13 protein-coding genes are annotated in these 12,366 nt (G+C 39.5%); 5 read left to right on the top strand and 8 right to left on the bottom strand.

Annotated elements, in window-relative coordinates:
* Positions 1-138: 138 nt before the first annotated feature.
* The 5 genes from E2P86_RS07650 to E2P86_RS07630 are packed head-to-tail and all read left to right on the top strand — an operon-like array spanning position 139 to position 3,806.
* Positions 139-1,017 (top strand): cell division protein FtsX, encoded by an 879-nt coding sequence (locus E2P86_RS07650; protein WP_085472835.1) that lies wholly within the window; start codon positions 139-141, stop codon positions 1,015-1,017.
* A gap of 14 nt (positions 1,018-1,031) precedes the next feature.
* Entirely contained in the window at positions 1,032-1,289 is a 258-nt protein-coding gene (locus tag E2P86_RS07645; RefSeq protein ID WP_085472834.1) for a DUF3098 domain-containing protein, read from the top strand.
* Positions 1,289-2,083, top strand: coding sequence for an undecaprenyl-diphosphate phosphatase (locus tag E2P86_RS07640; RefSeq protein WP_085472833.1), 795 nt, complete (start codon positions 1,289-1,291; stop codon positions 2,081-2,083). The genes E2P86_RS07645 and E2P86_RS07640 overlap by 1 nt, the downstream gene beginning before the upstream one ends.
* Entirely contained in the window at positions 2,084-2,806 is a 723-nt protein-coding gene (gene truB / locus E2P86_RS07635; RefSeq protein WP_085472832.1) for a tRNA pseudouridine(55) synthase TruB, read from the top strand.
* A 22-nt stretch (positions 2,807-2,828) separates the two neighbouring features.
* A complete protein-coding gene (locus E2P86_RS07630) occupies positions 2,829-3,806 on the top strand; it encodes a bifunctional riboflavin kinase/FAD synthetase (protein WP_085472831.1) in 978 nt (325 codons plus the stop codon).
* Positions 3,807-3,836: 30 nt separating this feature from the next.
* On the opposite strand, the gene E2P86_RS07625 is transcribed toward E2P86_RS07630, so the two are convergent.
* From E2P86_RS07625 to E2P86_RS07590, 8 genes are all read right to left on the bottom strand, one after another.
* The gene (locus E2P86_RS07625; RefSeq protein ID WP_085472830.1) at positions 3,837-4,079 is read right to left on the bottom strand and encodes a hypothetical protein; all 243 of its coding nucleotides are present in this window, start codon (positions 4,077-4,079) and stop codon (positions 3,837-3,839) included.
* Positions 4,080-4,246: 167 nt separating this feature from the next.
* Positions 4,247-5,032: a LytR/AlgR family response regulator transcription factor gene (locus tag E2P86_RS07620; protein ID WP_134432075.1), complete on the bottom strand. Its 786-nt coding sequence runs from the start codon at positions 5,030-5,032 to the stop codon at positions 4,247-4,249.
* 1 nt (position 5,033) lies between these two features.
* Positions 5,034-6,071 (bottom strand): sensor histidine kinase, encoded by a 1,038-nt coding sequence (locus E2P86_RS07615; protein ID WP_166785165.1) that lies wholly within the window; start codon positions 6,069-6,071, stop codon positions 5,034-5,036.
* A gap of 274 nt (positions 6,072-6,345) precedes the next feature.
* Positions 6,346-7,986 carry a PepSY-associated TM helix domain-containing protein gene (locus tag E2P86_RS07610; RefSeq protein WP_085472827.1) on the bottom strand — a complete coding sequence of 547 codons (1,641 nt, stop codon included), beginning with the start codon at positions 7,984-7,986 and terminating at the stop codon, positions 6,346-6,348.
* A gap of 4 nt (positions 7,987-7,990) precedes the next feature.
* The gene (locus E2P86_RS07605) at positions 7,991-8,275 is read right to left on the bottom strand and encodes a hypothetical protein (protein ID WP_085472826.1); all 285 of its coding nucleotides are present in this window, start codon (positions 8,273-8,275) and stop codon (positions 7,991-7,993) included.
* A gap of 5 nt (positions 8,276-8,280) precedes the next feature.
* The gene (locus E2P86_RS07600; RefSeq protein WP_134432069.1) at positions 8,281-8,610 is read right to left on the bottom strand and encodes a DUF3325 family protein; all 330 of its coding nucleotides are present in this window, start codon (positions 8,608-8,610) and stop codon (positions 8,281-8,283) included.
* A gap of 110 nt (positions 8,611-8,720) precedes the next feature.
* Positions 8,721-9,941: a DUF4374 domain-containing protein gene (locus E2P86_RS07595; RefSeq protein ID WP_085472824.1), complete on the bottom strand. Its 1,221-nt coding sequence runs from the start codon at positions 9,939-9,941 to the stop codon at positions 8,721-8,723.
* A 26-nt stretch (positions 9,942-9,967) separates the two neighbouring features.
* Positions 9,968-12,268 carry a TonB-dependent receptor domain-containing protein gene (locus E2P86_RS07590; RefSeq protein WP_206368003.1) on the bottom strand — a complete coding sequence of 767 codons (2,301 nt, stop codon included), beginning with the start codon at positions 12,266-12,268 and terminating at the stop codon, positions 9,968-9,970.
* Positions 12,269-12,366: the final 98 nt, after the last annotated feature.

Here is a 12,366-nt window from a genome sequence, read left to right as displayed (position 1 = left end):
TTTAAACAATATTTACAGATATTAGATGTTAAATGCCTTAGGAAGGTTTAATATTTCGCGGTACTTATTCCACGAAATATGTTTCTTAAATGCACATTATTATTTACTTTCGCAACAAATAACATTTTACATTAGCGTATGTCGGCTCACGAAGAAAGTTCACCAAGAAAAAAAACGAAGTCTGTTTACGTCTCAACAGTTATCAGTATCGCATTGGTATTGTTAATGACGGGACTTTTAGGATTAATTCTTGTTCACGCAAAGAATCTCTCAAAATATGTGAAGGAGAATATTGTCCTGAATATTATTGTTAACGAAAATGTGAATGAAGGTGATGTCCTTGCGATGCAGAAGGACCTCGAAAAAGACCCCTATGTTTTACGCACAGAATATATCAGTAAAGAATTAGCTGCAAAAAACTTAAAAGAAGACTTAGGGGAAGACTTTGTCGAATACCTAGGACACAACCCCCTATTGCCGTCGATTGATGTATACATGAAGGAACAATATGCCAATACCGACAGTATCCAAACGTTTATTCAAAAAGCATCAAAAAACAGCCGTGTTAAAGAGATTATATACCAAGAATCTCTGATTGACATGGTAAACAAGAACATACGCATTATCAGTATGGTTGTATTGGCATTTACAATTGTATTACTTGTTATTGCAGTTGCTTTGATCAACAACACCATTCGTCTAGCCATCTATTCGCAGCGTTTCTTGATCAAGAGCATGCAATTGATTGGTGCAACTAAAAACTTCATCCGTAAGCCTTATATCTTCTACGGTATATTTCACGGCTTGCTAGGGGCGTTGATTGCGATCCTATTATTGATTTTCACCCTGCAATTTGCACAAAAACAAATTCCAGATTTGGTGTTCCTACGTAACTGGTACGAATTTGGAGCGATCTTCTTGGTCGTTGTTATCTTGGGCGTTTTAATTTCTGGTTTCAGTACTTATTTTGCTGTAACCAAATACCTGCGTGCTAAATCACACAGCTTATATCGTTAATATCCATTTTAGATATGTCTGAAAAAAAACAAAAAAATTCATCGGTAAAATCCGATTCCTCAAAAGTGAATTTCGCTTTTGAAAAAGTAAATTATCAACTTTTTATTGCAAGTATTGCTGTTGTTGCCCTAGGTTTCATATTAATGATGGGAACAGAGGATATTTACAGCTTCACTAAAATAACATTAGCTCCGCTTGTTGTTGTTCTTGGTTTTGCGTTGGGATTTGTGGCTATTTTGTATAAACCTAAAAAGAAAAACATTCAAGAATAATGACCTATTTTCAAGCGATTGTTTTAGCAATCATTGAAGGGCTTACTGAGTTTCTACCTGTCTCCTCTACGGGACACATGATTATTGGTACAGCACTTATGGGGATGGAACCCTCTCCTTTTGTAAAATTATTTACGATCGTGATACAGCTAGGCACGATCCTGTCCGTCTTAGTACTATACTTTAAGCGCTTTTTTAAATCCATGGATTTCTACTACAAGCTTGTTGTAGCAGCAATTCCAGCATCGATATTGGGTTTAATCTTGAACGACTTCATTGACTCTTTATTAGAAAGCCCATTAATGGTTGCGGTTATGCTGGTCGTTGGCGGGATTATCCTTCTTTTCGTTGATAAATGGTTCAACAAACCTACGATCGAAAACTCAGACCACATTTCGTATAAACAGTCATTCATCATTGGTTTATACCAATGTTTAGCGCTTATCCCAGGTACATCGCGCTCGGCGAGTACGATTGTCGGGGGAATGACGCAAAACCTGACGCGTAAGGCCGCTGCAGAATTTTCTTTTTTCTTAGCCATCCCTATGATGTTAGGTGCTTCAGTCGTGAAGCTTTACAAATTTTTTAAAGAAGGACACACGTTTACTGGCGAGGAGATCAACCTTTTGATCGTTGGAAATATTGTTGGTTTTATTGTGGCAATCGTTGCAATTAAGACATTTATTGACGTGTTGACCAAATATGGATTCAAAGCCTTTGGTTGGTATCGAATTGTGGTTGGATTAGTGATTATTGGATTATTATTGAGCGGACATAGTCTGCAGATTATATAAATGACAAATTTAGAAGAGACAAATTCTTCTCCATTTCAGTTTGCGGAAGGTGAATTACTACTGGTAGATAAACCTTTGGAATGGACAAGTTTTGATGTGGTAGGTAAACTTCGCAATACCATGAAGCCGCTCAAGCTTAAGGTTGGCCATGCAGGAACCTTAGACCCTTTAGCAACCGGGCTATTAATTATATGTACCGGTAAGTTAACCAAGAAAATAGACTCTTTTCAGGCGGAAGATAAGGAATACACAGGCTGTATTACTATCGGTGCAACAACCCCTTCCTTTGATTTAGAGACTGAAATAGATCAAACTTTCGCATACGATCATATCACCGAAGCCGATTTGTTAAAGGCGGCGAAGTCTTTTGAAGGTGAAATTGAGCAGTATCCCCCAGCCCACTCTGCTATCAAAGTGCAGGGTGAACGCCTTTATGAAAAAGCAAGGCGTGGAGAGGAAGTTGAATTAAAGACACGTAAAGTTATTGTCAATTCCTTCGAAATCGAGAAAATTGAAGGACCAAATGTTTACTTTCGCATCAGTTGTTCAAAAGGCACCTATATCCGATCTATTGCCAGCGATTTTGGCAAAGTATTAGGCATCGGTGCACACCTCAGTGCTTTGCGCCGGACAAAGAGTGGAGACTTTCATGTCGATAAGGCCTGGAAGCTGGAAACTCTTATTGAAGAGATTAGGAAGCAAAAGGTGGACAATCAACAATAATTACTTATCCTATTAAAAAGGAATGAAGATATATAGAAGCTTAGATGAATTTACTCCCCTATCGAATGCAGTCGTAACGATAGGCACATTTGATGGAGTACATATAGGCCACCAGAAGATCTTATCTAAATTAAGAGAATGTGCAGAGGAAAACAATGGTGAAACAGTATTGCTTACCTTTTTTCCGCACCCACGCCTCATTATCAATCCGGATGACGACAGTTTACGGCTGATTAATGATATTGAAGAAAAAGCACATCACCTAGCCTTAGCTAAGATAGATCATTTGATTGTTACCCCATTTACACGGGATTTTTCCAATCAAACTCCCGAAGAGTATATCAGTAATGTATTAGTCGGTAAATTGGGCACGAAACAAATCGTAATTGGTTACGATCATCATTTCGGAAAAGACCGAAAAGGTTCGATGAAAGATTTGAAACATTATTCCAGTATTTACGATTACCGTGTAGATCAGATCCCGGAGCAAGACATTGAAGATGTCGCTGTTTCATCGACACGAATCAGAGAGTCTCTCATTAAAGGGGATATTGAAACGGCCAATAAGTATCTAGGGTATCCTTTTGAACTGACAGGAACTGTTGTTCGGGGTGACCAGATTGGGCGCGAGATCGGCTTTCCGACCGCCAACCTCAATATCCATGAATCTCATAAATTGATTCCTGCATACGGTATTTATGCTGTAGAAGCCGAAATATACCCACATGTACCCACTATCGGTAGTGGCGATTATATACATCCGGAGCCTGAGCGTGTGGCGCGAGGTATGGCTTATATTGGTACAAGACCAACAGTGGATGGCATGAATAGGAAAATCGAAATCAACTTATTGGACTTTGAAGACGATATCTATACCAAGACAATACGGGTGAAATTTCTAAAATTTATCCGACATGATCGTTGGTTTGAGTCATTGGATGCGATGAAGGAGCAGATGAAAAATGACGAATTAGAAATACGAGCTTACTTTAACAAGTAAAAGCATAAAAGAGGGCGATTTTGCCCTCTTTTATGCTTTTACAGGATACCCATATAAAAAGGTTCCAAGCTCCTCACAGTAAAACTTATTACTGTTCAGCGCCTCTATAATAGTTCCTGTGATATTTTTCTTCGACTCCACCCGTAATACACGGTCTTCATCGCTTAAGTCAAGGGTCACCGATAAACGGACACCTAAATTCCGGAGTACTTCAAAAATAGAGAGTTTATCCTTTTTGTTACTCGCAGTAGTTTTAAAAATGGAAACAAACATAACGACTATATTTACAAACTTTTTAATGTCCTATAAAGTTGAAGAATAGCGTTATAAATGCAAAAGCTTTTAGGTGTGAAACGGACAAAATGAAGGGTGAACCGAACAATTCATCATCCGCGCAGCGATCCCGAAAAACTGCACTACATCCGAATCGATTTGGAGCATTAATCGTGCCCCACGCCACGCTCTAACCAACGCAGAAAAGAAGATGACTTTTCACGGCTTACATAAATACGTTCACGGTGCTCAACAATCAAGTCTAAGGCCAATTTACGTGCTAACGTATAGCTTGCATGTCGCAAAACATGACGCGAAAGAAGATGTTGCCGATTTGCACGGTAAAAATCAGCACCTAATTGTTTTTCAAGCTCATCGAGCGTCTTCATAACCAGAAAATCCTTTCCTTTAAATGTTTTGATAAACACATTCTCATGTTCAATGTAGCACAGCGCTATATCATCCAGATTCAATGGGATAATACGATCTTGCTGATGGACAAGGATGGAAGAAGGTTTGGGTTTAACCTGATCAATAAGATGCTGGTACACGGGAGATATACCGCCCCCTTGGTTTCCCATTTCCTTTACCAAGACTTTCTGTAAACTGAAATACTTATTCATCGTTCCCCGAATAGCCGTATCCGAGATTGGTTTTAAAATATAATCAATACCATTGGTCTTAAAAGCATCTAAAAGGTAATCATCATAGGCAGTACAAAAAACAATGGGCACCAGAACCTCTACCTGATCAAATACTTCAAAGCTAATCCCATCCCCTAATTGTATATCTGAAAAGATCAAGTCTACGTCTTGGGCTTCCTTAAAGTAGTCTATAGCTTCCTTCACGGAGTTAAGATGTGCCAAGATAGACACCTCTGGCGCAACACGCTGCAAGGTTTGTGAAAGATCTTCCGCAGCAAGCATTTCGTCTTCAATAATAACGACATTCATACTATAGCAATTTTATTTTCACATTAAATCGATTCGAGGTGTCTTCGATAACAACCCCTTGAAGCAAGTAATTACCATAACGATCCATTAAATTCCGAAGGCCACTTCCATTGGATTCTACGGCAATCTTTTTCACGTTCTTACGGTTACTGACAATCAACCAATCATCGGTCTCCCTAATTTCAATGCAAAGAGGTTCATCAATGGTAAAGGCATTGTGCTTTAAAGCATTGTCGACCAGCGGTTGAATAGAAAAGAAAGGAAGCCGTTTTTCAAGCACAGATTCAGGAATTTCGATCTCGTAATTCAAAGCTTCGCCGAACCGCATCTTCTGCATATCTAGGTAATCTTCACACAACTTAATCTCTTGTTGTACGGAGGTCAACTCTTCTGTTTTCGTTGCCGCTATAGTAATCCGTAAAAAATCGGACAAACGCACCAGGTAATCTTCGGCCAAGTCCGAGTCTTTCCGAATCAATGACTTCAACGTCGCCAATGCATTAAACAAAAAGTGCGGCTGTATTTGTTGGCGTAACATTTTGTTTATCGCTTCTTCTGTTGATTTTTCCAACCGACTGCGCTCCAGTTGATGCTGCGCTTTAAAGTGATCTGACATCAAAAAGTAAAGCCACAGTAATACAATAAAATTCAGCAAACAGGCTTGAATACTAATTATAAAATAATTCCGCCAAGGGCTTTCTAAAATCAGGTCACGTATTTTGGGATCTTTTACATTTAAAGCATCTTCGAGTAGATCGAAACAAAAGATCACAAATACAGAAGTCGTAAAACTAGCCAGCTTAACGTGAAAAGGCGACTTAATAGGATCCTCTACCCTATTCTCCACGTGGATAAACAAGTTACATAAAGCAACAATCAGAATAATCAAGAAGGTAAATGAAATCTGATAAACAGCGTTCATACTCATCAATCCCGCCGTATATGTAGCCAAAGCTATCAATGCGGTAGTGGTTAGCGCAAACACCAAAGATCGTTGAATCCATATTTTTACAGGGTAGTCATACCGTTCACATCTCATGAATACGAAATAATTATTTCCTAAAATAGGGAAGCAAGATAAGCAATATTTTAAGGTCATTCTTACATGAAAATGTAAAGAAGGAAATGATCCGTAAAAAAGTAAGCGTTTTATAAAAACAAAACACAAGATTAAAATATTTTACAATAAATTAACAAAAATCAAAGATCAGATGTTTTATGGCATAGATATTGCGAATAGTTTAATTCATAATTTAGGTTAATAATTGGTTTGAAACCTTTGCTATCGCCCGGTAGCAAAGGTTTCTATTTTTTTAACTTTTTTGCGTTTTCAAAATCTTAAACTCCTTACCATCTTTTCTCACTTTAATAAAGCCCAGAACACTACAAACGCTGAGCACCAAGAATAGCATATCGATAAATAGAATATCAAAAGCGCGCACTGTTATGGCGTTCCAGAACCATAAATTCGTTACGATCCCGTTCGCTACAGGTACGGCGAAGCACAATATCGCAGATAGTAAAAGAACATGCTTGTTCACAACAGTGAGGTTTCGCCAAAGCATCAGATAGATGGTCAGCACCAACCAACTGTAAAAGTAAGCCGAAAAAATGACCGTCATATTCACCGTTGGAAGTACTTTTACCACGATAAAAGTAAAGGCGGTAACGGGTAACATAGCCAAACACATCGACAGAAAGAAATTAGCCGCCCAAAAGTTAAACTTTCGTTTGTACGCTGGCACATTGACTTTATCTCGGGCTACCAACCAAATCATGATTCCAGAGATAATAACGACACATCCCATTAAACCTAATACAAAGAATACAATGCGCAAAGGCTTTCCGCCAAAATCGCCGAAATGAAGGTGATAGATTAAACTTTTAACACGGTCGATATGATTTCCATCGGTATAAGGGGACTTTTCTTCCACAATCTTCCCCGTAGCAATCTGCACACGTGTATACCCAGACCCTGCAAAACTCGTTTGGCTGAAAGGTGTAGATTCCAAAATGACTTCCATACTTTCATCCATATAGTTCCGTATATATACACGTGTAACCTGACTTTTCCCCCATTTTTGCTGCCATGACGCTACAAAAGCATTGAGGTCGAAATCCTTTTGCATCGGGTTATACGTATAGGCAACCTCTGCTCCTCTCGTGTATTGCAAGTCTCGATACAATTTATCTTGATCCCCTTCATACAATAGCTTACTAAAAGGTGAAATGAGCACAAAGTTGACAATCAGTATAACGCCGGTAACGGCAAAAACAAACTGAAATGGAAAACCGATAACGCCAAGCGCCGTATGCATATCGGTCCATACTGTTTTCCATTTGCTCCAGGGCCGGAAGATGAAGAAATTACTCTTTATCTTATCCCAATGCAAAAATAATCCGGTGATCAATGCAAATAAAAACAAAAATGACACGATACCTGCGAGCAAATAACCAAACGGCGTACCGATCCGAATCGGAATATAGTTGACTTGAGCAAGAAAATGTAAGCGATACAAAAATTCGCCCATATCATAGCCTTCATCATAAGAACTTTGGCTTTTATCTGTAAAATAGTGTAAGAAGTAAGCCGAATCACCGTCTTTATCCCGTCCTCTACGACGTCCCTTTCGTTCCTCTTTAGGTTTTGGTTTACTAATCGTTGTGTCTTGCGATGTACTCATATTTACATACGTGCCATGCCCCTGTCGCAACACATAGAAGTCAAAATTTCGTCCTTTCGTATTGTATTTTTCCCCAAGAGAATCCAACAAGTAGTTATAATCGGCGTCAAGTTTTTGGTTTGCTACGGACTTCCCTTTTTGCCAGGCTGAGATATCATCCCTAAAAAAGGAAAAAGACCCTGCAAAAAAAATAACATACAGTAAAGCGGCAATAATAATTCCGCTAATTGTATGGGTATGAAAATATATATTATACCGTCTTTGATTCATTTTATTAGGTTAGTTTAAAAAGATAGGGTAATGCAAATAGAAGCGTCAATCCGAGGTAAGTGGCATACAATCGCCAAACCTTGGTTTCCAGAAAAGCCCATAGAAGCAAGAAAGCCCATAATATATACCCGGTAAAGAAAGCTGTTGCTATAACATCTTCTTGCGGAAAAACATACGTTAGGCAATAGTGAAAGCTCACCATTACGGCATAACCTCCCGCAGTTCCGGCAAGGATACGAGAAAGACGTACCCATGGAGATTTGGTTAAGTATTTTTTATTAGCTGGCATATCACTTAAAAAGATAGTTCAATAAGAAAACAAAGGAGAAATAACACGCCTAACCACTTTACATTCAAATACTGGAATGGAAAGAATAAAACCACCAGACTTCCCATTGCCATTAAGATAACAATACCCGCAAAGATCCCAGCCCCAAAACCTAACGTTACGACGCAAAGCGAAAAAGCAACACATAAGATCAGCGTAGCGATATACTTTGTTCGTTGGGGTTTCTGTGCCAGTTGGTCGAATAACTTCCCTTTGTTTTTCCAGTTCACTTTTTTAGATGTACACATCCAAACCAGAAAGGCTGTAAAAAAGAGTAAACATATTAATGTTGTCATAATTGTTAATTGTTGTAATGAAAAAGTGCCCTTCGTTAGATACCGTACAACACACACAGTATCAAACGAAGGACCTTTTGTAATTTAGACGTAGGCGTTAAAACAGGCGGTTAATCGACCCGTGTAACAGCTGTAATCGAACCTCCTTCGACGCGGAGTCCTTGTGTCGCAGTTGCTGTACTCGCATTAATTCTATACACAAAGCTTGTTGCATCTTTCATGGCAACACCGATATAGGCCGAACCGTCTTTTGCAGAATAATTATTCGTTGTAATGTCCTTGATCAAATCTAAATCAGGCATCCCGGTAACATCTTTAAAAGTCTTATTGTATACATCTACAATACCAATATGCTTCCCTGACTCATAGGCGCCTTTTTCTTCTTTTGTTGTCATTAAAACAACAAACTTGCCTTGTCCAACGTAAATCCAATCTGTAATATTTTTCCCCGCACTAACAGCTTCCACATTGAAATAATAGTTCTTATCAAACTCTGTGCTTCCTGAGGCGATCTTTAGAATTGCAGATGGTTTTGTAGATGTAATCACCTTATTCTTTGTTCCGATACTTGACGAAAATGCATATACATCTCCTTTTTCATCTACACCTAATCCATCCGTAAAGTAACGTCCCACAAAACTCATTCGGTTATCTTTTATAACTTTTTCCAATTTCATATCCGGATACGAGTAAACAGCAACCCAGGCACTATCTGGGTATGCCGTTTCAAATGCGGCATTACAACAAGCTTGGATAGACATATACGGAGCATACACCTTACTTCCAACCTGCTTGATCCAAGTGAAAAATGCAGATTCACCATTGCCGGCTACTTTCTGAACATCTAAAGTACCTTCTCCAGAAATCAACAAGCTATTGGTATTCACTTTATAGTAGTTAGCCAGTGGATTGGTATTACTGCGTGGGATCTTCAGCATCAAAATATCTTCGTTTACCGGAGCAAATGCCTGCACCGTTTCCGACTGAAAATCAGACAGCTTTTTTAGTTTTCCTTCTTGTACACTATATGTTGTAACAGCCCCCGGGTTTCCTTGTCCATAAAGCATGCTGAAGAACTTATTGTTATGTGTCACGTAATACCGATAAGTACCATCTTGCTCGACACCATTTCCTAAAATTGTAGTTGATCCGGATTCCAGATTATCAACTGTTACCAAATAATCAGCAACACCAGTTGAAGCAATTGGAGTAACTGCGAGCACATAATTCCCTTTGTTTGTAGGTAGATCAGGACTATCACTTTTGCAAGAGTATGCACTCACAGAGACTGACGCGGCAAGTGCTAAACTCGCCCATTTTGTATTTTTCATGTATTTGTATTTAGATGTATGTTTTATTATTTAACCTGTTGAAAATAATACCGTAGATTCACGGCAAAAGAGCGTCCCGGCTTCTGTAAGCCAAAATTATCGTAGAGTTGTGCATCTGCTATGTTGCGTATTTCTGCACCAATATTGTAACGACCGTTGTTCAAGCTATATCCAATCCGGAGATCGTGGGCTAGCTGCCCCGGCACTTCCCTTTTTTTGTCATCTGCACTTGTGCCGCCCATCGTTGGCCAATACAGCCAAAAGCGATGCACATATAACAAGTTATAGTTCACATTAAGCACATTGCCTTTTTTTCCGAAATCACGAAAAACCAAACCCAGATCTGTATTACCGAACAAATACGGAATATTAGGCATCTGCGCATTAAACAATGGGCTAACTCCTGTGTACCCAGGTTCTATCTCTTGCTTATTCTGTAAATACTGGTAGGTTAAAGAACCACCTAGGGTCAGGAAGTTTTTATACGAATAATTGAATTCCATATCTGCCCCTCGGGTGCTGACGCCCTCCCGGTTGTCTGCAATCAACTTCGATTGATTATTGTTAAGACGCGTGAAAATAAAGTCAAACGCATAACGGTAGATAAGATTTCCACCGATACGGAAACGATGATCCTCATTGATCTTCCAACCATAATAGGCACCCAGGTTTATATTATGGCTTCTTTCCGGTTTTAAATCAGGATTCGCATCTTGATTCTCCACATCACCAAACAGTTCATAAGCTGTAGCCATGCGATTGGTCAATTCATAGGATGCTTTCAACTGGAATTCCGGATCGAGGAAATAAGTCGTTGCCAAACCGTAACCAAAGCGGTTCATATTCATGGTAGGCCGATCGCCATCCTTATTACTCTGGAAAATATACTTTCCAAACAATGTCGCACTCCACACATCTTTAACATCATAGCTATACCCCAGCCCCATCATGTTTTTGAATGTCCGCTTGGTTACTTCGTAGTTGTTGGCTTGCGGATTCAATTCATTTTCGCCTTCACGCTTGAAGGTGGTTGCTGTACTACTCAGGGCAATGGACTGCTTTTCCGTTACCTTATAATTAGCGGCCAACGTTGCTATCCCTTCATTATTCTTATAAACATAGAGCTGCTTACTTCGCTCTCCACCTGGATTAGGTTTACTTTCACCAAACCAGCCAAAACGACGATCCAATGTATCAATGTTCTTCTCTGTCCCGAAATTATAATTCGCATTTACCGTTACGTCTAGGCCATCGATCAGATTCATTTTCTGGTATTTCAATGTCGGCATTAAAGTCGTTCCGCGACGATGTATCCCGCCGTAGGCTACTTTCATACGAGCGTCAGCTTGGATTTCCTTATAGTTCTTACCGGCTGTAAAACCGACAAGAAGACGGTCCGCATAAGGTTTGTTAACCACGCCTACCTGCGCAACAACAGCTTCGTTATGGTATTGATCATGAAAACGACGTAGCTTAATATTTTCCGAATAAGCCCCTGTGTTTATATCTGCTACAGAGAGTGTAACCTTGTAATCATTGTCTGAAAAATTTTGATAAGCATTCAGTAAAAAAGTAAATCCACTTTTGCTTGTGGTACCAAGATTCACGACAGTACGATGTGTATTAAAGGAACCGTATGAATAAGAGGCGTCTACAAAATTACGGGGCTTCATAGAGGTTACAATATTAATAGCTCCACCTAAGGCATCAGAGCCCAACCAAATAGGAACAACGCCTTTGTAGACTTCTACACGTTCGGCCAGATTGATGGGAATATTATTGATCTGAAAAGAAGACCCCATATTATCCATCGGTATCCCATCAATAAAATAACGGACATGATTACCTGAAAAACCGTTTAACGACAAGTTGAAGTTCGAACCTACACCGCCCGATTCCCGAACCCGAACACCAGCTACGCGATCCAACGCATTAGCGATGTTCATCGTCGTATTATAAAGTTTGGTCGCATCGATAGCGGTTACATTGTATGCTTGACGATTTACTTCTTTCACAGGCGTAAAGCCCAGCACCGAAACTTCATCAATCGCCGTCTCCCGACCTTGCATCGAAAACGTATACACCACGCCAGCCTTTCCCAGCGTCAGGGCTTGTCGCAAATGTTGAAAACCGAGGGCTGAAACAGAAACATCAACAGAAGAACCACTTACGCCAGAAAAGGTAAAAGCACCATTTTCATCTGCCCGAATAGTTTTTTTATCAATTTTCACACTAGCATCGGGAACCGGTTGACCGTTCGAGCGAACGAGTCCTTTGTAAAAATTTGATGGTTGTTGAGCATGACCTCCTAAAACACATAGGAGCATGCAAAATGTTAGTAAAATTTTGTTATTTTGGCTCATCTTTAATTGTAACACATTATGGATAACACTACGCGCTTAACGTAGTAAATGGGTTAGCCTAA

Origin of the sequence: Sphingobacterium psychroaquaticum, assembly GCF_004421025.1 — a bacterium.
GTDB lineage: Bacteria > Bacteroidota > Bacteroidia > Sphingobacteriales > Sphingobacteriaceae > Sphingobacterium > Sphingobacterium psychroaquaticum.
The sequence above is the reverse complement of the archived record's forward strand: the minus strand, read 5'-3'. Positions and strand labels throughout refer to the sequence as shown.

Bases quoted from the DNA above. Each gene is read 5' to 3' on its own strand.
- E2P86_RS07650 (WP_085472835.1), top strand. From the start codon at position 139: ATGTCGGCTCACGAAGAAAGTTCACCAAGAAAAAAAACGAAGTCTGTT.
- E2P86_RS07645 (WP_085472834.1), top strand. From the start codon at position 1,032: ATGTCTGAAAAAAAACAAAAAAATTCATCGGTAAAATCCGATTCCTCA.
- E2P86_RS07640 (WP_085472833.1), top strand. From the start codon at position 1,289: ATGACCTATTTTCAAGCGATTGTTTTAGCAATCATTGAAGGGCTTACT.
- truB (WP_085472832.1), top strand. From the start codon at position 2,084: ATGACAAATTTAGAAGAGACAAATTCTTCTCCATTTCAGTTTGCGGAA.
- E2P86_RS07630 (WP_085472831.1), top strand. From the start codon at position 2,829: ATGAAGATATATAGAAGCTTAGATGAATTTACTCCCCTATCGAATGCA.
- E2P86_RS07625 (WP_085472830.1), bottom strand. From the start codon at position 4,079: ATGTTTGTTTCCATTTTTAAAACTACTGCGAGTAACAAAAAGGATAAA.
- E2P86_RS07620 (WP_134432075.1), bottom strand. From the start codon at position 5,032: ATGAATGTCGTTATTATTGAAGACGAAATGCTTGCTGCGGAAGATCTT.
- E2P86_RS07615 (WP_166785165.1), bottom strand. From the start codon at position 6,071: ATGAGATGTGAACGGTATGACTACCCTGTAAAAATATGGATTCAACGA.
- E2P86_RS07610 (WP_085472827.1), bottom strand. From the start codon at position 7,986: ATGAATCAAAGACGGTATAATATATATTTTCATACCCATACAATTAGC.
- E2P86_RS07605 (WP_085472826.1), bottom strand. From the start codon at position 8,275: ATGCCAGCTAATAAAAAATACTTAACCAAATCTCCATGGGTACGTCTT.
- E2P86_RS07600 (WP_134432069.1), bottom strand. From the start codon at position 8,610: ATGACAACATTAATATGTTTACTCTTTTTTACAGCCTTTCTGGTTTGG.
- E2P86_RS07595 (WP_085472824.1), bottom strand. From the start codon at position 9,941: ATGAAAAATACAAAATGGGCGAGTTTAGCACTTGCCGCGTCAGTCTCT.
- E2P86_RS07590 (WP_206368003.1), bottom strand. From the start codon at position 12,268: ATGCTCCTATGTGTTTTAGGAGGTCATGCTCAACAACCATCAAATTTT.